Origin of the sequence: Bacillus sp. cl96 (assembly GCF_900100505.1) — a bacterium.
Lineage (GTDB): Bacteria > Bacillota > Bacilli > Bacillales > Bacillaceae_G > Bacillus_A > Bacillus_A cereus.
Window position 1 is genome coordinate 1 of record NZ_FNDM01000016.1, and the last position, 20,530, is coordinate 20,530.

Below are 20,530 nucleotides of genomic sequence, written 5' to 3' on the forward strand. Positions count from 1 at the left end.
ATGCTCTACCAACTGAGCTAATGGCTCGTAAATGGCTGGGCTAGCTGGATTCGAACCAGCGCATGACGGAGTCAAAGTCCGTTGCCTTACCGCTTGGCTATAGCCCATCGAAATAATTATCTTCTTTTCAAAGACAAATGTTATTGTAACATAATGCCCAATAAAAAACAACTGCTATATAGCAGAAGTTAAAATGGCGGTCCCGACCGGGGTCGAACCGGCGATCTCCTGCGTGACAGGCAGGCATGTTAACCACTACACCACGGGACCATTTGGTTGCGGGGACAGGATTTGAACCTGCGACCTTCGGGTTATGAGCCCGACGAGCTACCGTGCTGCTCCACCCCGCGACAATACTATTCATATAAAATTATATGGTGGAGGATGACGGGATCGAACCGCCGACCCCCTGCTTGTAAGGCAGGTGCTCTCCCAGCTGAGCTAATCCTCCGAAGTGGTGACCCGTACGGGATTCGAACCCGTGTTACCGCCGTGAAAGGGCGGTGTCTTAACCACTTGACCAACGGGCCAATATGTATGGCAGAGAAGAAGGGATTCGAACCCTCGCACCGCGTTAGCGATCTACTCCCTTAGCAGGGGAGCCCCTTGAGCCACTTGGGTACTTCTCTGTATGGCTCCGCAGGTAGGACTCGAACCTACGACCGATCGGTTAACAGCCGATAGCTCTACCACTGAGCTACTGCGGAATAATGAAGACAATTTGTATCTTATAAAAATTCTCTCTGTAAGTCAAGAAGTTTTTAACAACATCTTGTTCAAACGTGACATGTTTATAATATACTGGATTGCGTTTTTACTGTCAAGATGTTTTCGATATCGGTTTGAGTTTCCCTTTACACTTTCCACAGACATATCTTTTTATATTTATTTGACGCCTTCTTACATATTGAAGTGAACACTCCATACATTCATACTTATAAATCTTTTTTTCCTTCTCTTCATTAATCATTCGTTTACAAAAACGTGGTGCATCAACTTCCTTTAACAACTCACGAAAATCCCTGTCCCTGTGCTTATACCCTCTTCCTGCAATATGTAAGTGATAATGACAAAGCTCATGTTTAATAATCCCGACTAACTCTTCTTCACCATACAATTCGTAATATCGATAATTCAGTTCGATATTATGACTCTTCAATAAATAACGCCCACCAGTTGTACGTAATCTATTATTAAACACCGCTTTATGTAAGAACGGCATCTCAAAGTATTGTAGTGACACTTCTTCCACTAGTCGCTGAATTTCTTGCTCATCCACTCTCATTCCTCCTAAACAAAAAAATATTTTTACACTTTTCTCCCTTCTTATACATATATTAAATAGTACATATACCCATCCTCATGTAAGAAGCGTGGTTTCTAAAAACAAAACATGAATAGAAATCCACTCACCAACCTCTCATCAATAGCATTTTAAATTTTTGAGAGCAGGATTAAACAAGGAGGGATTCCTATGCCTACGTGGCTAAAAAAACAAATGCAACGTGCATATTTCGAAAAAAACCGGTATCAAATTAAGTTATTAAATGAATGCTGGTTTTATTATAGCAAAATACATCAAAGCTCATAATCCATTACACTTTTTATTTCATAAAAAAAGAGCAGTTTCATCTGCTCTCTTCTCTTACTATTCAATCGGCAATATAGATAGTGCAACGCGTCCTTTTTTTGTATCAATATCATCTACCCATACTTTTACAATTTGCCCTACTGATACAACATCTAACGGATGCTTTACAAACTGTTTGCTAAGTTTAGAAATATGTACTAAACCATCTTGCTTTACACCAACATCAACAAAAGCACCAAAATCAACAACGTTACGAACTGTTCCTTCTAGTTCCATACCACGTTTTAAATCTTCTAATTTCAAAATCCCTTTTTTCAAAAGTGGTTTAGGCAACTCATCCCTCATATCTCGTTCAGGACTAATAAGCGCATCTATAATATCAACTAACGTCGGCTCCCCAACTCCTGTTTCTTGAGATAACTTAGAAATCTCTACTTCTTCCAATCTCTTTTGTAATTGCGGTTGTCCTACGTCATCTATTGATAACCCTAGACTCTTCAATAACAATTCAACATTTTTATATTGCTCTGGATGAATACCTGTTCGATCTAATGGATTCGCTCCTTCTAGTATACGTAAGAAACCTATACATTGTTCATAAGTCTTTGCACCTAAACGTGGGATTTTCTTTAATTCCGTGCGCTTCGTGAATTTCCCATCTTCTTCTCTCTTTGCTACAATATTTTTCGCAACAGTTTTCGATAAACCTGAAACATATTGTAACAATGCAACCGAAGCCGTATTTACATTAACCCCAACTTGGTTAACAGCTGTTTCTACTACAAATGTTAATGACTCATTCAGTCTCTTTTGAGATACATCATGTTGGTATTGTCCAACCCCAACTGATTTAGGATCAATTTTCACAAGTTCAGCAAGTGGATCTTGCAGACGTCTCCCAATAGAAACGGCACTTCTCTCTTCAACTTGTAAATTTGGGAATTCCTCACGGGCTAAATCAGAAGCTGAATATACACTAGCACCCGCTTCATTTACAATAATATAAAAGACATCTCGGTTCACACTTTGTAATACATCTACTATAAACTCTTCTGTTTCTCTAGATGCTGTCCCATTACCAATTGCAATCATTTCAACTTGATATTTATCTATAATAGAAAGAACTTTCGTTTTTGCATCCTCATATTTACGAACAGGTGGATGCGGATAAATAACATCGATATGTAGTACTTTCCCCGTATCATCTACTACAGACAATTTACAACCAGTTCTATATGCCGGATCTACCGCTAGCACGACTTTCCCTTTCATCGGAGGTTGTAATAATAAGTTACGTAAGTTCTCAGAGAAAATATGTATTGCTTGTTCTTCAGCTGTTTCTGTTAATTCTTTACGAATCTCTCTTTCGATTGAAGATTGAATTAATCGTTTATAACCATCTTCAATCGCTAATTGTACATAATGTGCACTTTTCGAATCGTTATCACGAATTACTTTCTTATTTAAGAAGGTTACTATCTCATCTACTGGCGGAACAACAGCAACTCTCAATATATCTTCTTTCTCGCCACGATTCATTGCTAATACACGATGTGGTACTACTTTTTGCAATGGTTCTTCATAACTGTAATACATTTCATATATATTCTTTTCATCTTTTTCTTCATCTTTCACGGAAGAAGACATAACACCTTTTCTAAAAGTAACATTTCGAATCCAACTACGATACGCAGCTTCATCTGAAACCATTTCTGCAATAATGTCTTGTGCACCTTGTAAAGCTTCTTCTGCAGATTGCACTTCTTTCTCTACATTAATAAATTCCACTGCCTTTTTAGCCGGATCTTCTTTCTTATATAACAATAACCATTCAGCTAATGGTTCTAATCCTTTTTCTTTAGCAACTGTCGCTTTCGTTCTTCTTTTCTCTTTATATGGACGATATAGATCTTCTACTTCTTGCAACTTTGTAGCTTTAACAATTTGCTGTCGTAGCTCTTCTGTCAGTTTCCCCTTCTCATCAATAAGACGAAGAACTTCTTCCTTCCTATCTTCAAGTTGCATCATATATTGCCATCTCTCTAAAATCGTACGAATTTGCACCTCATCTAAAGAGCCTGTCCATTCTTTTCGGTAACGAGCAATAAATGGAACTGTGTTACCTTCTTCTGTTAATTGAATAACATGACGAACTTGCTTTTCGGTAAAGCCTAATTCTTTCACTAACATTTTCATTAACGCTTGTCGATTATCTACCATTTCCATATACAACCGTAACCTCCTCTATAATAAAAAAAGTTGCCCTTCAAAGAGAGCAACTTAAACTGCCGATTTAAAAATCTATTAGTCCTAAACTAATTTGTAGCGCTTCATCTACACGAATCATCATCACTTCATCTAAGTGAGTTATTTTGTCCGTTAAGCGCTGCTTATCGATTGTTCGAATCTGCTCAAGTAAAATAACAGAATCTCTCTCAAAACCGTACTTTTTCGCATCAATTTCCACATGAGTGGGTAATTTCGCTTTTTGAATCTGTGCAGTAATAGCCGCTACAATCACCGTTGGACTAAAACGATTTCCGATGTCATTTTGAATGACAAGAACCGGACGAACGCCTCCTTGCTCAGAACCAACAACTGGGGAAAGGTCTGCAAAATACACGTCGCCGCGTTTTACAATCAAAATATTACCCCCCGCTAACTAAGCGTTCTACTGTATGAGCTGCTTCATACTCTGCTAAGAAAGCTTCAGATGCAATACCAAGATTAATTTTTCCCATTTCAATGTACCCACGTCGCATTGATTCATGTTGGTAGCGTTTCTTCGTCTTATGTTGACGCAATAACAATTGTGTTGCCTGGCAAATTAGTTCATGGCGATTCTTATTCTCTTGTTTTCCAATTCCGTCCAATTCCGTTACCATTTGCTTTGGCAACCGAACCACGATTTCAGTAGTTACACTTGATTCGGACACAAAAATACACCTCCACCGTCAACTACACACCCAAATATATATATGACACCTATTGTAATAATACCATTGTATGGAGCCTGTTGCAAAGACTTCCTTATTCCTTGCTTATGTTTTCCAATTCACAAACAAAACATTCATCTTCTTAAATTTTTTATCTCATAACTAACTAAAAACAATAGAACTCCTCTTCAAAACTTACGTGCAACTTATATAAAAAATGATTATAAGTAAAAAGCTTCTCATCAAAAAGAGCTTATTATCCAGCAATGAACAGTCACTCCAATGACAAGAAGCAATCATACTACCTTCTATATATTGTTCAAGTAATTAATTATCTCTACAACCTTACCATTCCGTATAAATATTCTCGGCACACGGAAACTGATCGTTGCAATAATTTCATAATTAATAGTCCCTGAGTATTCCGCAACCTCTGTAGCGCTAATATACTCATCTCCTTGCCTTCCAATAAGCGTAACTTTCGTACCAAGTGGCACTTCACAAGGAAGATGAATCATGAACTGATCCATTGTTACTCGCCCTACAATCGGTACCCTTTTACCATTTATAAGCACTTCAAATCCTTGTAACCTCCTAAGCCACCCATCTGCATAGCCAATCGCTACAGTCGCAATCCATTCTTCAGTTTTCGTTCGGTAGGTGACGTTATAACTAATTCCATCACCTTTAATTACCTGTTTAATATGAGCGACTTTCGTATGAAGTGATAGCGCCGGTTCTAATTCAAATGGTAAAAAAGGACGTATTTCTACAGAAGGAGATAATCCATACATTGCAATCCCAATTCGCACTGCATTAAATGTAATCCCTTGAAAACGTAACGTCGCAGCACTATTAGCTGTATGAACAAACTTAGGATCCACTCCGAATTCTTTCAACCAACTTAACTGCTCTAAGAACGTGTTATATTGCTTATCAAAATACGAAGTCTCAACTTCATCTGCCGTTGCAAAATGCGTGTATACTCCTTCTAACTCTAAAAACGGTGCACCCTCTAAACTCTTTAAAAATTCTTTTAGCTCTTTTCTTTCACGTATTCCAATTCTCCCCATACCACTATCAAAGTTAATATGGAATTTCATTACAGATGAACCATCCCAAAGTTTAATTGCTTCGTCCACCCATTCTTTTTGAAAAACCGTTAGCGCTACATCATTTTCAGCAGCTACATTTACATCACGCGGCGGCGAGGGACCTAACACTAAAATCGGCTCAGTAATACCAGCCCTCCGAAGCACTAAAGCTTCATCTAAAAAAGCAACAGCTAACCTTGTTGCACCTGCTTCTAATGCCGTTTTAGCCACCGGTACATAATCGTGCCCATATGCGTTTGCTTTAACTACAGCAAAAATCTCTACATTACTTGGGATGAACTCTTTAATATGTGTAACGTTGTTATAAATGGCATCTAAATCCACTTCCACCCAAGTGTCACGGTAAAATGGTGCTTCTTCCATAAATACACTTCCTTATACACGATATGCGAAGCTTATTCTTTTATATGCTTCTTTTATGAAATCCACCTTCAAACTAAGAAAAGACGTGGTGCACATATATCACCACGTCTAAGAAGTTTACTTCACCTGCTTCGCTGTAACTGAACGAGCAACCATTAACAGCTCCTTCGGCTCTAAACCTTTAGACACGAGCATATATTCTACTCCGTTATGCGACCACGTTACAGAGTCTTTCGTTAATGCACCAATCGTAAACCCAAGATCAACTGGTTCTCCACTTACACTTACCGCTGATGATGCCTCTGCAACTTTTGCCTTTTCTTGTATTAAAGTAAAGGATTTCTTATTTCCAGTGTATGTGAGTATCGCACGCTTGCCACTGTCTGTCTTCAACTCTTTTTCATCTTGCAGAGTCATACCTTGTGGTGTATCAAGTGGATACAAAATAGCAAACGGTTTGTCTTCTTTCGCTGTTGTTTGAACATCTACCTGCGCTCTAGACATATTTTGTTTCGTATCAAATGCACCTTTATCAAATTTCGCATCGAATTTCACTTTAGAGAAATCTACTTTCACAAGAACATTTTGATCATTATCCATTAACTTCACTGAAACTGGAGTCAAGTCGCTCTTATTCAATGTAATCTCTTGTCTCGGCAACATATTTTGATGTTGATAGTTTGTTTTTGTTTTAAAAATATAATACTTATCTGTTTTCTCAAAAGTAAGGTTTTTCTTGTCCTGCAAAATATCTCTTACAAGTGATTCATATAAATAAGCCTGGCTACTATTTTGCGGCCAATCACTTTGAAAACGGAAGCTCTTATTAAGTGCTGGCGTTAATACAAATACACCTTCTTCATTTCTCAAAATAATTTGGCTCTGATCTTTTTTTGCATTTTTTAAATTCACACGATAAAAAGACGGTTCCTTATGCCAAATCTCTACGTTATACTCTTGAGGCTCATTGCCTGTTTTAATAGATAATTTTGCCTCAGCTTGATAACTTTTCATCCCTTTTACTTTTGATTCTAAATCTCTCACGACATCATCTTGCTTCTTTTCCATACAACCCGCCAACACAAAAACGGTCAACAAACCGACAAGAACTAAAAACAGACGCCTTTTCATCAATTCAGCCCCTTTGCCCCTATAAATGAATGGAAGATGTACCTTCCTTATCGCTACCTCAAATATATGAGACAAAGATATAAAATATGCAGACTAGCGTGACAAGCTTTCTAAAACAACTTGAGCAACAGCAAATTCCTTACTATGACTAATTGATAAATGAACAATATACTCTGTACTTGTAATCAGAATTGGCTTACCTCTTTCATCATTTTTCACTTCAATATCTAAAAAACTCACTTCTTTTCCGATACCAGTACCTACAGCTTTTGAATACGCCTCTTTCGCTGCAAACCTTCCAGCTACAAACTCTGTAAGGCGACTTCCTTTCAGCTCCATAGCAACATTACGTTCATTTTCCGTTAAAATACGTTCCATAAATTTAAGCTTTCCATCTAGCATTTTTTCAATACGATTTAATTCAATAATATCGATACCAATCCCTATAATCATTTCAAAATCCCCTTCTTCTATTTAACTTTCTTCTTTCATATTGATAAGAATAACAGAGAATCTTTCTGATGCAAAAGGGGTGATAGTAACCGTATGCTAATAAGATCCACTCATATTTCTTTACAACCGACTATTCTTACCTTACTGCTTATTCATTTAGTCATGATGATATTAGGCGACTTTTTTCTCTTACCACTGGCAGCCTCTAATGAATATATCGCGAAAGGAGAATGGTGGCGTGTCATAACTTCTCTTCTCGTACACGTAGACTTACAACATTTTCTTTCTAATAGTATTTTTTTGTTTGCTCTTGGTTCTTCTATCGAAAAGCAACTCGGACACTTTTCTTTTTTTATTCTATTTTTTCTCTCTGGAATTTCTGGAAATATTTCTTCTTATATTATTATGCCGCTTGAATATATTCACGCAGGTGCATCAGGTGGTATTTTCGGACTATTAGGTGCACAGTTATTTTTATTGTACAATCGATACCGCTCTTCAAAACCAAAAGAAATTGCCATTTTCTCAATTATGATACTTCTATTACTACTATTTACTTTCTTTAACCCTTCTGCCAATCCGATCAGTCATTTAACAGGTTTAATAACCGGTGGCATTTTAACCCCTTTTTTAACAAAAAAAAACGATGGTGCAAAGCTTATTTAATATAAAAGCTTGCACCATCGATAATTTCTACATCTACTTGTTCACTTAAATCTCTCATTAATTGAAATAAAGACTCATCCTTCATCTTCGCCTCAATCATACAATCAATTTGCGGAACACTTCCCTTTATCCTTCTTAAAAAAGATAAAAATGCGTCTACATTAATATAATCTGCATGAGCTCTTGGATCTTTTCCCTCTCTAGGGCTAGAGATATGCATTTTAATCGGCAACAAAGACGTTTCCCACGTATGAACAACACGTGCCCAATCTTCAAACCAATCTTCTTGCTCATTATTCATCATATGGTGATGCAAGTCAAATACGACGGGAATATCTAATTTTTCTCCTAAATATAATGTTTCCTCTAACGTAAAGGTTGTATCATCATTTTCTAATATAATCATTTCTTGAATACCCCTTGGGACATTCGACCAATTCTCTATAAAGCGCTCTAATGCAAGTTCTTTATCTTTATATCCTCCTCCAACATGCAGTACACATCGTTGCTTATGTTCAATCCCCATGCCTTTTAATAATTTTTTGTGCATCTGCAATGTTTTTACAGATTGTTTAAAAACACTCTCTTCAGGTGAATTTAGTACAACAAAATGATCTGGATGGAAATCAATTCTCATATTCATATGAACTGCATATTCACCTAGTTTTTTTAAATTTTCTTTTAACGGACGAATATAGTTCCACTCTAGCAATTCCTCATGATTCGCTAAAGGAATGAGCTTTGAACTGAGCCGAAAGAAAGATATGTCATGCCCTTTATTATGCTTTAATAAACGTAAACAATTTTCTAAATTGGAATTAGCAATTCTTTCAAGCTTACGAATTGCAGCATCACGATCATCTAATTTCTGAAACTGTGCATACGTCATCGTTTGAGATGGAGATGCATTCTTCAAATGCACACTCATCGCAACGTAACCAAGCCTTACAAGCATATAACAGCCCCTTTTCTATCATAACTATTATGTAGTATGCACAATTATAGAAATAAAAAAAAGAGAATGCCCACAAAGGGCATTCTCTTTTTTTTATTAAGCTTGTGGACGGCTATGATGTTTTCTTTCGCCGCGTCCATTTGAAGAACCAGGGCGACCTTGGCCTTCACCTCTACGACCACGACTACCACCATCACGATTACGATCGCGGTTACCATCACGATTGCGATCACGGTTTCCGTCACGATTACGTCCATCACGGTTACGGTCACGATTACGTCCATCGCCACCGCCGCGTCCATCACGACTACGATTACGGTTACCATCACGGTATCCGCCTCCGTTACCGCCGCGTTTTTTAGAACCGCCGCCTCTTGAAACAACAGGTGGTTCTGATGTTAAAGCGATCGGAGTTGTATCCGGCTCTTTAGTCATCATTTTTAAAGCAGCAGCTACTACTGTTACAGAGTCATTTTCTTCTAACATTTCTTCTGCAATACGCTTGTAGTATGCTAAGTTTTCATTTTCAATTGTGCTTTGAAGCTTTTCAGCGATTAAACGTTGTTGACCTTCTAATGCCTCGTCAAGTGTCGGTGCATCCATACGGTCCATTTTACGTTTTGTTGTACGCTCGATATTTTTTAATTGTCCTGATTCACGTGGTGTTACAAATAGCATTGCAATACCTTTTTTACCTGCACGACCAGTACGACCGATACGGTGAACGTATGATTCTGGATCTTGTGGAATATCGAAGTTATATACGTGCGTTACGCCTGAAATATCAAGACCACGCGCAGCAACGTCTGTTGCAACAAGAACTTCAATAGAACCTTCTTTAAATTTACGTAATACAGACATACGTTTCGCCTGAGTTAAATCACCGTGAATACCTTCTGCAGCATAACCACGTAAGTTTAATGCTTCTGATAATTCATCAACACGACGCTTTGTACGACCAAATACGATTGCAAGCTCTGGAGATTGAATATCTAATAAGCGTGTTAACACGTCAAACTTTTTCTTTTCTTGCACTTCTAAATAGAACTGCTGAATGTTTGGCATTGTTACTTCTTTTGCTTTTACTTTAATGTGTTGAGGCTCAGTCATGAAACGCTCAGCAATACGGCGGATTGGATCCGGCATTGTCGCTGAGAATAGTAATGTTTGATGTGTTTCTGGCACATCTGTTAAAATTGCTTCAATGTCTTCAATGAAGCCCATGTTTAACATTTCATCTGCTTCGTCAAGAACAACTGTCTCTACGTTTTGCAGACGAAGTGTTTTACGGTTAATATGATCTAAAATACGACCCGGCGTACCAACAATAATGTGTGGGTGTTTTTTTAGAGCACGAATTTGGCGGTTAATATCTTGACCACCATAAATCGGTAAAATACGAACGCGTTTATGCTTACCAATTTTGTATAATTCTTCTCCAACTTGAATTGCTAATTCACGCGTTGGCGCGATAACAATACCTTGAACCGATTCTTTATGTGTATCCACTTTATCTAATAGTGGTAATCCGAATGCTGCTGTTTTCCCTGTACCTGTTTGCGCTTGCCCAATAATATCTTTACCTTGCAATGCATGTGGAATTGTTTCAGCTTGAATTGGTGTAGCCTCTTCAAAGCCCATACTTTCAACAGATTGCAGTAAAGAATCACTTAATCCTAATTCTCGAAATGTTGTCAATGTTACTTCTCCTTTTCTATCCTATACTTATCATTTAAAAAAAGGCGTTTTCCGAATTTGCGGAAAAGCCCTTTTCCTGAATGCTCACGTATATAAACGGGCGTATATTCTTCACGAAAATACTTCTAAACGTTATTACACTTTATCAATTATAAGTTTTGTATGTGTAAAAAGCAAACCCAACTGTTACCTTATTTTCATATTCAGAGTTTTTTTCTTCACTTTTATTTTTTTATATTTACTGTAAGCGCTTATTATAAGTTTCTTCTATTTTCGTAACTATCATCCCTATTTATATACACCAATTATTTCAACATCGTAATTACTTCTTCTAATTTCATACCGCGAGATGCTTTTATTAATACAACATCTTTCACATCGACTACTGCTTGTAAATCTTTTACTAACTCTTCTTTATTATCATACGCCTTTACACGTTCATTAGGGAAATTAATTTTTGCTCCTTCAGCAATTTGAGCCCCTAATCTACCGTATGTGAATACATGTGAGATTTTTGCTGGATCGATTAATTTTCCTACCTCATAATGGAACTGTACTTCTTGATCTCCAAGTTCTAACATATCACCGAGCACAACGATTTTTTTAGCAAAACCATCTAAACCATTCATTAAATGGAATGCTGCTTCCATAGCCGTCGGGCTTGCATTATAAGCATCGTTGATAATTGTTAAACCACTATTTGTTTTCACAATTTCCATACGCATGCCCGTCATTTGAAGTGTTACTAAACCTTCTTTCATCTCTTCCCACGTTACACCAAAATGTTTCGCAATTGCCATTGAAGCAAGTGTATTATACACATTATGTTTTCCTAACACCGGTAAGTAGAATGAAATATTTTCATCTCTATTCATTTTGAAATGTGTCCCAGTTGCTTGTAATGTTACAGTCGTTGGATAATAATCGTTTGCTCTTGCATCACCAAACGTAACCGTTTCTGCTGCTAAATTCATTCCAGGAACACGATTCGTTAATAAAGGCTCATCTCCGTTATATACGAACACGCCACCTTCTTGTAATCCTGTAACAATTTCTAATTTCGCTTCAGCAATTGCCTCACGAGATCCTAAATCCATTAAATGTGCCTCACCAATATTTGTAATGATAGCTGCATTAGGACGAGCTAACTTAGATAAGAATTCAATTTCGCCTCGGCTTGACATACCCATCTCTAATACTGCTACTTCTGTATTTTCTTCTAAGTTTAAAATGGTAAGAGGTAATCCGATATGGTTATTGAAGTTCCCTTCTGTTTTTTGCACTTTGAATTTAGTCGCAAGAAGACTTGTTACAATATCTTTCGTAGATGTTTTACCGTTACTACCCGTTACACCTACAACTTTAACATCCAATTGATCGCGATAGTTTTTCGCTAACATTTGCAATGCCGATAGCGTGTCTTCTACAAAAATAACTGGAAGATTCTCAGGTGGATTCGCTACATCTTTCATCCATAATGTAGCCACAGCTCCATTTTCAACAGCTTTATCTACAAAAGCATGTCCATCGAAGCGCTCCCCTTGAATCGGAACATACAAGTTTCCTTTTTCAATTTTTCTCGTATCAATAGACACGCCTTGAATAGTAATTCCCTCATATTGCTCTGCTAATTCAGTACCATTTACCATCTGTTCCACTTGCTTTAACATTCGCTTTATCATATATAAACGCTCCTTACATAGAGGAAGCACTATTCCTATGAATAGTGCTTCCTCCTTTTTTATTAGATTGTATATTTAATTTTTTGTTTTTCTTCGTGACGTTCAATCGCTAAACGAATTAGCTCTTCGATTAATTCTGGATACGGTAACCCAGTATGTTGCCATAATAGAGGGAACATACTGAACGGTGTAAATCCTGGCATTGTGTTTACTTCGTTAATATACACTTCTCCATCTTTCGTTAAGAAGAAATCAGCTCGCGTTAAACCTGCACCGTCTAATGATTGGAATGCAATAATCGCATCACGCTTAATTACATTAGATTCTTCTTCTGTCATTTCAGCTGGAATAATTAGCGCCGTATCACCATCGATATATTTCGACTTATAATCATAGAAGTCCTTTTTCGGAACGATTTCACCTACAACTGAACATTTCGGCTCATCATTACCTAGTACCCCAACTTCTACTTCACGACCTACAATATTTTCTTCTACAATAATTTTGCGATCAAATTGGAATGCCTCTACAAATGCATCCTCAAGTTCTTCACGATTTTTACACTTATTAATACCAACACTTGAACCAAGGTTCGCTGGTTTTACGAAGCAAGGATATCCTAACTTATCTTCTACTTTAGAATAAGCTTCCTCACGATTTTTTTCCCATGCACTACGAATGAAGGATGCATATTTTGCTTGTTTTAAACCAGCCTCTGCAAAGATGTTTTTCATAACAACTTTATCCATACCAGCAGATGATGCTAGAACACCATTTCCTACATAAGGGATATTCATTAATTCTAATAGTCCTTGAACCGTTCCATCTTCACCGTTTGGTCCATGTAGTAATGGGAAAATAACGTCAATAGCGTTCTCCTCAGAAGCTGCAGATGGGATAATTTCTGTACTTAATGATAACGGAGAAATCGCATTTTCTGCACCGCTCATTTTTAAAGCTTCAACATCTGTTACTTCGCCTTCAATACGCTCACCACGTACCCATTGACCTTGTTCTGTAATATAAATTGGATGAATCTCGAATTTATCTTGATTTAACGCTTTAATAGCAGCAAGAGCCGTCTGTAGCGAAACTTGATGCTCAGCTGATTTTCCACCATATAATAAACCTAATTTAATTTTCGTCAATGAAATCACCCTAACCAATTGTTTTCATTTTTCTATTTTAGCACTTTTTATAAAAATAGGTAGTTCCTATTTGAAATAAAATGTAACTTCCATAAATAATTAAATAACATCACTTATTGGTTTTTCATTTCATTTTCTATATAGCTACACAAAATAAAATGGCAATCTAATCTAGTTATGTACCTAAAATATGTAGAAATCCCCTTTTTTGTGTATGTCATCTATTCACTAAGAAGATTGTTTGGTTAGTGTGTCTTTTTGCCTTTGCTCAACAAGACGATCTAAAGAAACATATACAATACCTGCAACTACACATCCTACAGCTAAAATTGTAAATAGAAAGTGACCAAGTAATCGATCTAATAAAAAACCGCCCAAAAGTGGACCAAATGCGCTTCCTGTAATCCACTGCAAACTTGCAGCTCCCATATAAGTCCCTCTCAAATGCTCAGGGGCCAAATTTGCTACAAATGTCATCTGTACAGGCGACATAATCATTTCACCTAACGTATATAAAGCATAAACGAACAGTAGTGTTATTAAAATAATTGTAGCATTTGTATTAAATTCTCCAAACCACTTCGGTAACCACCCTATAAAAAATAATCCAATCCCGAATAAACATGCACCATATAACATCGTCTTCCCGACCGGTTTATCCGTAGCCCATTTTGAAATTTGAAACTGGAATAAAACAACTAATAGTCCGTTTAACGCCATTAAATATGGATATGGATTATTCGTTCCAAAAATACGCTTCATTTCATTATCAAAATGTAGTGGCAACATGCCTTCCGTTTGAGAAAACCCCATCGAAATGATAATACCTGCTAATAAGTAAATCATTAATGCCTTATCTCGCATTACAATTTTCCAAACTGCCCCAGATTCCTTTTCTTTATGTTCTTCCTTATCTGTCCTCTTTGGCATCGTCTCTTGAATAAGAAGTAATACAAGCAACGCATAAAATAGCATTGTAGAAGAGGCAATAATAAACACAAGGTTCTTTGACAACACAACTACTGATGCTCCCATTATCGGACCAATCGCAGCACCTATATTGTGTCCCATTCGTAATAAACCATATGCCTCTGTTCTTTTTTCTGGTGCCGTTACATCCGCGACCATAGCTGATGCAGCTGGGTGAAATAAAGAATTACTCAACCCTAAAAAAATAGATAAAATTGCATATGGAATAAACCCTTCTATAAATAGAAAACCGAGCATTAATAATGCATTACTTGCCATAGAAAATATCATAATAGGCTTTCTTCCATATATGTCAGCAATTCTCCCTCCTATAAGTGATCCAAAACTTGCAGCAATTGGAGAAAGCGCCATAATAACCCCAACTTCCAACAACGAATCTACCTTATCTTTTAAATATAATGCAAAAAAAGGCATTAACATCATCATTGCAATTCCATTTAACGTCTCTCCAATAAATCGAATCCATACGTTACGGTCCATCTCCCTTAACTCACGCCACGTATTTTTCATCATTTCACCCCTTTAGTTAGCCAACAATTATCTTATAATAAGTTCAGAAAAATGTAAATTTTCAAATAAAAAAATCCATTCTAACAGAATTAGAATGGATTTTTTCGCTTATAAATTTGCAACATCTTCTTCTTTTTTACTATTATTTAAAGCACTATGTTTTCGGCTATATAAGAAGTAAACCGCTATACCAATAACCATCCATATCCCAAAACTAATCCATGCTGTCCCCGATAATTGAAGCATTAAGTATAAACAGAAGATCACTGTTAATGCTGGTAAAAATGGTACAAGCGGAGCCTTAAATGCCCTTGGTAAGTCTGGATGTGTTCTTCTCATTACGATTACCGCAACAGCTACGAGTGCAAATGCTGACAATGTCCCCATATTTACAAGATGTGCTAAAACATTTAAATCTATTAATCCTGAAATCAGTGCCGCAATAATTCCCGTTGTCCATGTATTTAAAAATGGCGTTTTAAATTTCGGATGAACTTTAGCAAGACGCTTCGGCAGTAAACCATCTCGGCTCATCGCATAAGAAACACGAACTTGCCCATACATCATAACTAGCATTACTGTTGTAATTCCTGTAATTGCTCCTACTGAAATTACCCCCGCTAAACCATCTTGTCCAATAAATTGAAGTGCAAAAGCAACTGGATCTGATATATTTAGCTGTCCGTATGGAACAATTCCTGTCAAAATAAGCGAAACAACGATATAAAGAACTGTACAAATTAATAACGATGCAATAATACCAATTGGTAAATCACGTTGCGGACGTTTCACTTCTTCTGCCGCTGTTGAAACTGCATCAAATCCTATAAATGCGAAGAATACTGTAGCCGCTCCAGCCATTACACCATCTAAACCAAATGGCATAAAAGGCGTCCAGTTTTCAGGTTTCACATAATTAAAACCAGCAAAGATAAAAATAAGAACAACTGCTATTTTAATAAATACCATAATATTATTTACTCGTGCACTTTCACGAACACCCCTAGATAAAAGAACTGTCATCACTAAAATAATTAGAACTGCAGGTAGATCAATTATTCCACCCTTACCTGTACCAGGAGCCGAGGAGAGAATAGTCGGAATATGAATTCCAAACCCCTTTAATAAAGATTGAAAATATGCAGACCAACCGTTCGCTACAGCAGATGTAGCAAGTAAATATTCCAGCATTAAGTCCCAGCCAATTAAAAATGCGAATACTTCCCCCATCGTCGCGTATGTATACGTATACACACTGCCCGAGACAGGAACTGAAGAAGCAAATTCAGCATAACAAAATGCAGCAAAGGCACAAGCTAGAGCGGCAATCGCAAATGATAATATAATAGCTGGCCCAGAATGTTTCGCTGCCACAACACCCGTTAGAACAAAAATACCAGTTCCAACAATTGCTCCGATTCCAAGCATAGTTAAATCTAGCGCGCCCAATGTTCTTGCTAACGTTTTTTGCTTACTTTCTTGCATTAACTTTGCAATTGGCTTCTTTTGAAAAATTTGCTTCATCTTTCACTCCTCCAAGTTTTAAATTTTCTGAAAATTTTTAATTCGCTTTTTTATTTTACTCATTACGCTTTTCCTAGTCAATACTTTTGTCGAAACAAGTAGAAATTCTTCTGAATATGCACAATCCTTATTATTCTTTCTATATATCTTTCCATTATTTTTTTGGTATTATTATACATGTCGATTCCGTGAAAAAGGCATGCCCCCTTATTGAGAGCATGCCTTTTTTACTTATTTCACAGTATATGAACCTTGTTCAATCCAGCTATACATATACTTTTCATCTTCTGTTTCATGTGCTTGTTTTACAATACGAAGCGGACGGAATGTGTCTATCATAACAGCTAATTCAAGCGTCTCTTTCTTCCCTATACTTGCCTCTGTTTTCCCCGGATGCGGTCCATGGGGAATCCCGCTCGGATGAAGTGTAATAGAACCTTCTTCCACACCTTTGCGACTCATAAAGTTTCCTTCTACATAGTAAAGAACTTCATCACTATTAACATTACTATGATAATATGGTGCCGGAATTGACTCTGGATGATAATCGTATAAACGTGGTACGAAAGAGCAAATAACAAAATTATGTCCTTCAAATGTTTGATGTACTGGCGGTGGCTGATGAATGCGCCCTGTAATTGGTTCAAAATCCTCTACATTAAATACCCACGGATATAAATAGCCATCCCATCCCACAACATCTAACGGGTGGTGTCCTAAAACATGTTTATGCATATAGCCTCTTGATTTTGTCATTACGACAAACTCGCCTTTTTCATCATATGTCTCTAATTTTTCTGGACCACGAAGATCTCTTTCACAAAACGGACTATGCTCTAACAATTGTCCGTATTCATTTCGATAACGACGCGGCGTTGTAATTTGGCTATTCGCCTCTACAACAAGAAACTTAGTCTCTCCTTCATCTGGAATAACACGATAAATCGTTCCAATTGGAATCGTTACATAGTCGCCTTTTCTATAGTGAATCGTTCCAAACATCGTTTCAATTTTCCCTGTTCCATAATGAACAAATAACATTTCGTCGCCATCACCATTACGATAGAAATAATCCATTTTTTCTGTTGGACTCACTACTCCAATTAATAAATCTTCATTTCCAAGTATGAAATTCCGTCCACTTATTGCATCACCACTTTTTTTACTGTCTTTCGTTCGAAAGTGGCGATGAGAAAGAGCAACATCCTCTTCATACTGCAACTGACAAGAATGCGATAATGCAGAATGACCTACTTCTGTCGGCATATAATGATGATACAAAATAGACTGCGTACCAGAAAAACCTTTTGTTCCCATTACCTGTTCACGATAAAGCGATCCATCTTTTTTACGAAATTGTACATGTCGTTTATGAGGTAGTTCTCCCATGTGACGATAAAACATGCCCATCACCCGCTTCCTTTTCTTTTTTGATTGTATTACGTAGTGTACCTAAACCAGTAATCGACAGTTCTACAACATCTCCATCTTGTAGCCACTCTTCTGTACCCAGTTCTAAAATACATCCTGTTCCTACTGTCCCAGAACCAATCACATCTCCTGGATATAACGTAACGTCCTCTGAAGCACGTTCAATCATTTCAGCAAATGTATAGTAAATATCTTGGAAGTTTCCTTTTGATAATAGTTTTCCATTTACATGAGCAGTCATTTCTAAATTATATCGATCACCATTACGATAAACGTCTAATTCCTCTTTCGTAACAAGATGTGCTCCTAAAGAAGTTGCAAAGTCTTTTCCTTTCGCTGGACCGAGACCTACTTTCATTTCTGTTGCTTGTAAGTCTCTCGCACTCCAGTCGTTCATAATACAATAACCAAAAATATATTCCTCTGCTTGCTCACGAGAAATATTTCGCCCTTCTCTTCCTATTACGCAAGCAATCTCCAACTCATAATCAAGCTTTTTAGACTTTTTCGGACCAATTACAAAATCACTGGAACCAATTACAGCACGATGATTAGTAAAATAAAAAACCGGAATATCATACCATTCAGGCACAACATCTAATCCTCTTCGTCCGCGAGCTGTTTTTACATGTTGTTCAAATGCGTAAAAATCTCGAATACTACTCGGATTAGGAAGAGCAGCTGTCAATTGTACTTCTTCTAAAGCATATATACCCTTATTTGGATTCTTAATATTCCGCACTACTTCTACATACTCATCCGCTTTCTCTAAAAAAGCAATCATAGAAGAAGGGATTTTCCCTTCACTAGCAAGATTCATATCTATTACTTTGTCACCTTCAAGCCATCCAGCCCGTAGTTCTTTTGAAGGAAGACGAAATGTAACAAATTTCATCCTGATTCCTCCTTATAAAAATGAAATTTCCACCAGCAAAGGGACTTTTGCTGGTGGATACAAATCTTATAAGTTTCCGCGACGCTCTTGTTCTCTTTCAATTGATTCGAATAACGCTTTAAAGTTTCCTTCACCAAATCCACGAGAACCTTTACGTTGAATGATTTCAATAAATAAAGTCGGGCGATCTACAATTGGTTTCGTAAAGATTTGTAGTAAGTAACCCTCATCATCACGATCTACTAAAATCTTTAATTCTTTTAACTTATCAATTTCTTCATCGATTTTTCCAACTCGTGCAGTTAACTCATCATAATAAGTATCAGGTGTATCTAAAAACTCCACCCCATTTGCACGAAGCGCTTCAACTGTTTTAACAATATCACTTGTTAATAAAGCAAGATGTTGTACACCAGCTCCATTATAGAATTCTAGATACTCTTGAATTTGTGACTTTCTCTTTCCATCTGCTGGTTCGTTAATAGGAAACTTAATACGACTTCCATTCGTCATAACTTTCGACATTAACGCCGAATACTCTGTACTAATATCGTCATCATCAAAATGAATCATTTGTTTAAAGCCCATAACATTCTCGTAATAACTAACCCACTCTTCCATTTTTTCAACATTACCAACTACATGATCAACAGCAATTAAACCAGACTCTTCAAATGGAATATTAAATTCTACCTTTTGGAATCCTGGCATAAATGCCCCTTTATAATTTTTACGCTCTACAAGCGTATGAATTGTATCACCATACGTACCAATAACTGCTTTTTTCAATGTACCGTCCTCATCTGTTAATTCCTGCGGTGGAGCAATTGCGACGGCACCACGTTTCACTGCTTCTGAGTATGCTTTATCAACATCATCAACAAGTAGTGCCACATCCTTCACGCCATCACCATGAGTCTTTACAAACTCTGCAATACGATTTTCACTACTTAAAGCTCCAGACACAACGAAACGCATATTTTTTTGCACAAGAACATAAGATACCTTTTCACGGTTTCCAGTTTCTAATCCAGAGTAAGCCACAATTTTGAATCCGAACGCTCTCGCAAGATAATAACTCGATTGCTTTGCATTCCCTACGTAAAATTCCAAATGATCTACATCACGTACTGGAAAAAAGTCCTCCATTTGTGCAGCTAGCGTATCCATAGATTTTTGTTTCATAATATCTTCATCCCCCTGTAAATAGATTAAATGGTCCATACTTAAAACCAACCGAAAACGCTTCCAACGTTAATTAATAGAAATTAGTTAGCAAGCTAACAAATTCTGACCTTTAAAATTTTCTATCTTTTCTGTCAAATTCCTCTTTTTTTCTTACATATAAAATTCGACTTTTTTCTCTTTGAAATAAAGCGGGATTTTATTCAGTGGATTTTTGATTATTCGTTGAATCAAGTTTCAACCGCAACGTTTAATTA

At 37.0% G+C, this 20,530-nt stretch carries 18 protein-coding genes and 7 tRNA genes; 2 read left to right on the top strand and 23 right to left on the bottom strand.

Annotation, left to right across the window (positions count from 1 at the left end; genetic code table 11):
* Window positions 1-32: 32 nt before the first annotated feature.
* From BLT20_RS25435 to BLT20_RS25470, 8 genes are all read right to left on the bottom strand, one after another.
* Window positions 33-107, bottom strand: a tRNA-Gln gene (locus BLT20_RS25435).
* 87 nt (window positions 108-194) lie between these two features.
* A tRNA-Asp gene (locus BLT20_RS25440) sits at window positions 195-270 on the bottom strand.
* A gap of 3 nt (window positions 271-273) precedes the next feature.
* Window positions 274-350: transfer RNA gene (locus BLT20_RS25445), tRNA-Met, on the bottom strand.
* A 25-nt stretch (window positions 351-375) separates the two neighbouring features.
* A tRNA-Val gene (locus BLT20_RS25450) sits at window positions 376-451 on the bottom strand.
* Window positions 452-455: 4 nt separating this feature from the next.
* Window positions 456-530 (bottom strand) — tRNA-Glu (locus BLT20_RS25455).
* Window positions 531-538: 8 nt separating this feature from the next.
* Window positions 539-629 (bottom strand) — tRNA-Ser (locus tag BLT20_RS25460).
* Window positions 630-632: 3 nt separating this feature from the next.
* Window positions 633-707, bottom strand: a tRNA-Asn gene (locus BLT20_RS25465).
* A 113-nt stretch (window positions 708-820) separates the two neighbouring features.
* Window positions 821-1,279, bottom strand: a complete 459-nt coding sequence (locus BLT20_RS25470; RefSeq protein WP_000344233.1) for a SprT family protein — start codon at window positions 1,277-1,279, stop codon at window positions 821-823.
* A gap of 195 nt (window positions 1,280-1,474) precedes the next feature.
* On the opposite strand from BLT20_RS25470, the gene cmpA reads away from it, so the two are divergent.
* The gene (cmpA, locus tag BLT20_RS25475; protein WP_001143642.1) at window positions 1,475-1,591 is read left to right on the top strand and encodes a cortex morphogenetic protein CmpA; all 117 of its coding nucleotides are present in this window, start codon (window positions 1,475-1,477) and stop codon (window positions 1,589-1,591) included.
* 57 nt (window positions 1,592-1,648) lie between these two features.
* Here cmpA and BLT20_RS25480 read toward each other — a convergent pair whose 3' ends face one another.
* The 6 genes from BLT20_RS25480 to acpS all read right to left on the bottom strand — a co-directional run bounded on the left by BLT20_RS25480 (window position 1,649) and on the right by acpS (window position 7,589).
* Window positions 1,649-3,817 (bottom strand): Tex family protein, encoded by a 2,169-nt coding sequence (locus tag BLT20_RS25480; RefSeq protein ID WP_000426245.1) that lies wholly within the window; start codon window positions 3,815-3,817, stop codon window positions 1,649-1,651.
* A 67-nt stretch (window positions 3,818-3,884) separates the two neighbouring features.
* On the bottom strand, window positions 3,885-4,235 hold the full coding sequence (gene ndoA, locus BLT20_RS25485) for a type II toxin-antitoxin system endoribonuclease NdoA (protein WP_000635963.1): 351 nt from the start codon (window positions 4,233-4,235) through the stop codon (window positions 3,885-3,887).
* A gap of 4 nt (window positions 4,236-4,239) precedes the next feature.
* On the bottom strand, window positions 4,240-4,527 hold the full coding sequence (locus BLT20_RS25490; protein ID WP_000004570.1) for an antitoxin EndoAI: 288 nt from the start codon (window positions 4,525-4,527) through the stop codon (window positions 4,240-4,242).
* Window positions 4,528-4,835: 308 nt separating this feature from the next.
* Window positions 4,836-6,005 (bottom strand): alanine racemase, encoded by a 1,170-nt coding sequence (gene alr / locus BLT20_RS25495; protein WP_000390615.1) that lies wholly within the window; start codon window positions 6,003-6,005, stop codon window positions 4,836-4,838.
* Window positions 6,006-6,122: 117 nt separating this feature from the next.
* Entirely contained in the window at window positions 6,123-7,073 is a 951-nt protein-coding gene (locus BLT20_RS25500) for a LolA family protein (protein WP_002004297.1), read from the bottom strand.
* A 156-nt stretch (window positions 7,074-7,229) separates the two neighbouring features.
* Window positions 7,230-7,589, bottom strand: coding sequence for a holo-ACP synthase (gene acpS, locus BLT20_RS25505; RefSeq protein ID WP_000583416.1), 360 nt, complete (start codon window positions 7,587-7,589; stop codon window positions 7,230-7,232).
* A 93-nt stretch (window positions 7,590-7,682) separates the two neighbouring features.
* Between acpS and BLT20_RS25510 the strand changes: the two genes are divergently transcribed.
* Window positions 7,683-8,255, top strand: a complete 573-nt coding sequence (locus tag BLT20_RS25510; protein WP_000908523.1) for a rhomboid family intramembrane serine protease — start codon at window positions 7,683-7,685, stop codon at window positions 8,253-8,255.
* On the opposite strand, the gene uvsE is transcribed toward BLT20_RS25510, so the two are convergent.
* The 9 genes from uvsE to hppD form a co-directional block, all read right to left on the bottom strand.
* The gene (gene uvsE / locus BLT20_RS25515; protein ID WP_000961165.1) at window positions 8,248-9,210 is read right to left on the bottom strand and encodes a UV DNA damage repair endonuclease UvsE; all 963 of its coding nucleotides are present in this window, start codon (window positions 9,208-9,210) and stop codon (window positions 8,248-8,250) included. The genes BLT20_RS25510 and uvsE overlap by 8 nt on opposite strands.
* A 96-nt stretch (window positions 9,211-9,306) precedes the next feature.
* Complete coding sequence (locus tag BLT20_RS25520; RefSeq protein ID WP_000206592.1) at window positions 9,307-10,908, bottom strand: degradosome RNA helicase CshA; 1,602 nt, start codon at window positions 10,906-10,908, stop codon at window positions 9,307-9,309.
* A gap of 305 nt (window positions 10,909-11,213) precedes the next feature.
* Complete coding sequence (murF, locus tag BLT20_RS25525) at window positions 11,214-12,590, bottom strand: UDP-N-acetylmuramoyl-tripeptide--D-alanyl-D-alanine ligase (protein WP_000595957.1); 1,377 nt, start codon at window positions 12,588-12,590, stop codon at window positions 11,214-11,216.
* 62 nt (window positions 12,591-12,652) lie between these two features.
* Entirely contained in the window at window positions 12,653-13,738 is a 1,086-nt protein-coding gene (locus BLT20_RS25530) for a D-alanine--D-alanine ligase (RefSeq protein WP_000161427.1), read from the bottom strand.
* Between the two features lie 228 nt (window positions 13,739-13,966).
* The gene (locus tag BLT20_RS25535; protein ID WP_000799721.1) at window positions 13,967-15,238 is read right to left on the bottom strand and encodes an MDR family MFS transporter; all 1,272 of its coding nucleotides are present in this window, start codon (window positions 15,236-15,238) and stop codon (window positions 13,967-13,969) included.
* A 108-nt stretch (window positions 15,239-15,346) separates the two neighbouring features.
* The gene (locus BLT20_RS25540) at window positions 15,347-16,762 is read right to left on the bottom strand and encodes a branched-chain amino acid transporter BcaP (protein ID WP_000809361.1); all 1,416 of its coding nucleotides are present in this window, start codon (window positions 16,760-16,762) and stop codon (window positions 15,347-15,349) included.
* A gap of 231 nt (window positions 16,763-16,993) precedes the next feature.
* Entirely contained in the window at window positions 16,994-18,166 is a 1,173-nt protein-coding gene (locus tag BLT20_RS25550) for a homogentisate 1,2-dioxygenase (protein WP_033684625.1), read from the bottom strand.
* Entirely contained in the window at window positions 18,132-19,088 is a 957-nt protein-coding gene (locus tag BLT20_RS25555; protein WP_000674004.1) for a fumarylacetoacetate hydrolase family protein, read from the bottom strand. The genes BLT20_RS25550 and BLT20_RS25555 overlap by 35 nt, the downstream gene beginning before the upstream one ends.
* A 66-nt stretch (window positions 19,089-19,154) precedes the next feature.
* A complete protein-coding gene (gene hppD, locus BLT20_RS25560) occupies window positions 19,155-20,273 on the bottom strand; it encodes a 4-hydroxyphenylpyruvate dioxygenase (RefSeq protein WP_000810922.1) in 1,119 nt (372 codons plus the stop codon).
* Between the last annotated feature and the right edge of the window lie 257 nt (window positions 20,274-20,530).

Excerpts from the sequence above, each read along its gene's own strand:
- BLT20_RS25480 (WP_000426245.1), bottom strand. The coding sequence starts at position 3,817 with ATGGAAATGGTAGATAATCGACAAGCGTTAATGAAAATGTTAGTGAAA.
- BLT20_RS25550 (WP_033684625.1), bottom strand. The coding sequence starts at position 18,166 with ATGTTTTATCGTCACATGGGAGAACTACCTCATAAACGACATGTACAA.
- BLT20_RS25535 (WP_000799721.1), bottom strand. The coding sequence starts at position 15,238 with ATGAAAAATACGTGGCGTGAGTTAAGGGAGATGGACCGTAACGTATGG.
- BLT20_RS25500 (WP_002004297.1), bottom strand. The coding sequence starts at position 7,073 with ATGGAAAAGAAGCAAGATGATGTCGTGAGAGATTTAGAATCAAAAGTA.
- murF (WP_000595957.1), bottom strand. The coding sequence starts at position 12,590 with ATGATAAAGCGAATGTTAAAGCAAGTGGAACAGATGGTAAATGGTACT.
- alr (WP_000390615.1), bottom strand. The coding sequence starts at position 6,005 with ATGGAAGAAGCACCATTTTACCGTGACACTTGGGTGGAAGTGGATTTA.
- BLT20_RS25510 (WP_000908523.1), top strand. The coding sequence starts at position 7,683 with ATGCTAATAAGATCCACTCATATTTCTTTACAACCGACTATTCTTACC.
- BLT20_RS25555 (WP_000674004.1), bottom strand. The coding sequence starts at position 19,088 with ATGAAATTTGTTACATTTCGTCTTCCTTCAAAAGAACTACGGGCTGGA.
- acpS (WP_000583416.1), bottom strand. The coding sequence starts at position 7,589 with ATGATTATAGGGATTGGTATCGATATTATTGAATTAAATCGTATTGAA.
- cmpA (WP_001143642.1), top strand. The coding sequence starts at position 1,475 with ATGCCTACGTGGCTAAAAAAACAAATGCAACGTGCATATTTCGAAAAA.
- hppD (WP_000810922.1), bottom strand. The coding sequence starts at position 20,273 with ATGAAACAAAAATCTATGGATACGCTAGCTGCACAAATGGAGGACTTT.
- uvsE (WP_000961165.1), bottom strand. The coding sequence starts at position 9,210 with ATGCTTGTAAGGCTTGGTTACGTTGCGATGAGTGTGCATTTGAAGAAT.
- BLT20_RS25540 (WP_000809361.1), bottom strand. The coding sequence starts at position 16,762 with ATGAAGCAAATTTTTCAAAAGAAGCCAATTGCAAAGTTAATGCAAGAA.